The sequence below is a fragment of the Candidatus Latescibacterota bacterium genome, from assembly GCA_019038625.1.
Lineage (GTDB): Bacteria > Krumholzibacteriota > Krumholzibacteriia > Krumholzibacteriales > Krumholzibacteriaceae > JAGLYV01.
Genome location: JAHOYU010000255.1, coordinates 1 through 1709 on the forward strand (window position 1 = coordinate 1; position 1709 = coordinate 1709).

A 1709-nucleotide genomic window follows, 5' to 3' on the forward strand; every position below is an offset into this window, starting at 1 on the left:
CCCACGCAACTTGTTGATCTGACGAACAGAATCTCGTACGCGGTCATGGTATAAAGCCACTATCTCTTTGAGAGCCAGCCGATTTTCGTCATCGGTATGGTAAACCTCCCGAAGATAGTCGCCTCGCAGAAGCGCCGCCAGATCTCCTGCGTCAATAGTATCATCCTTATCGCCGTCACAACTGATCAGCTTGTTGCGACGTGGGTCACAAACCACAAAACGATCCACCTTGTTATGAAGATTGCGATACAACCAGCCTGCCATCGGACCTTCCTCGACAACCATAATCTTCCTGCCGTTGATCGATCCGAGAAATTTACCCAGAGATTTGATGTCTGTAGGCACACGATCTCTGGCTATGATTTTCCCATTACGCTCAACAGCCAATTCTGTCATCTTGCAATCCACATCTGCTCCGATATAATTTGTTACCATAATGAGGGCTCCTTTCCTGTAAGGTAAATTGACTTTTTTTACGTTGCCAGTATACCATATAGGCCAAAGGATGCCCTCTCTTCATATCTTCATTTTACGTTTGTGGAAAGTGTCGTAAGTCCTTACCTATGAAGAGCGAGAAGTCAACACAAATCTCCCGCGTCAGCCCATTTTTTTCTTTGAAGGGCATCCCATTTTTCGTTCTCCCACCATAATTGTTATATATGGTAGGACCTCCGGTTCGCTTCCGGTCTGCTATTAGTTAGCGATACCGCCAATAACGGTAGCGTCATCACCCAGGGCGATACACTACAGCTCGTCAGATACCAAGTAGCTTCAGTGGGCATTTCGATCTTCCTTATTCGTTTATTTTGATGATCGTCCAGGATAAACCATAAAAAACGTCACCACGCACCTATCGGGAGCTTCCCTTTCGGGAGCCCATGAAGATCATCTGGGTGTAGCAAGGGTAGCCAGGTCAGGCCCATACATTTTACGGGAGTTGCTAATAAAAGCACCCATAAGCACTTAAGGGGCTCCGCCCAGCAAATAAACCCATATATACCATGTCGTCAGCTTGGATAATCTGACAAGATCGCTTTGAATGCATCTGATAACATCAAACAAAACTTTCTTCGTACCGGCAATTTGTCTTCCACATGCCCCACATCACAGTGAGCATCTTGCGAGCCACCGTGTGACGGGCATTACTTGGGGTTACACCATTTCGTATCATCCTCCAATAATGATCCGCAAAAGGATTTTTACCTTGAGTAACCGCACTCAGGGCAGCACCCACAATAGCATCTTTTAATCTGCGGTTTGTGTGGCGAAACAACCGCAACTTACCTTCTCTGGGTCGGCCTGACTTGTCAGTTCCACTTGTAAACCGCTTCAGACCGATACCGCAATATTTCCAGAGCTTCTTGGGACTTCCAAAACGACCAGGACAATCAAGGTAGGCAAAGAGTGTCACCGAACGAACAGGGCCAATACCTGGTAAATCCTGCCAGAAACCAATGATTGGATATGCTTTACTGCGTCGGGACATCTCTCTTTTGGTTGTTCTTACCTGCTTGGCCACCGCATCAAAGCCAATCCACATAATCGACAACTGCTTGGCTACAGCGGGTTTGTTTAACGATTTAAGCCATAAATTTCTACGTGGAATATCCTCTACAACCCGGCCGGGTATCGTAATGCCGTGGCAATAGCCATACCCACGCAACTTGTTGATCTGACGAACAGAATCTCGTACGCGGTCATGGTATAAA

General features: G+C 46.7%; 2 protein-coding genes. Both read right to left on the reverse strand.

The window, feature by feature from the left end:
* On the reverse strand, positions 1-435 hold a 435-nt coding region (locus KOO63_16170), incomplete at its 3' end, for a transposase (protein MBU8923353.1).
* A gap of 619 nt (positions 436-1054) precedes the next feature.
* The coding region (locus tag KOO63_16175) for a transposase (protein ID MBU8923354.1) at positions 1055-1709 on the reverse strand (655 nt) is incomplete at its 5' end.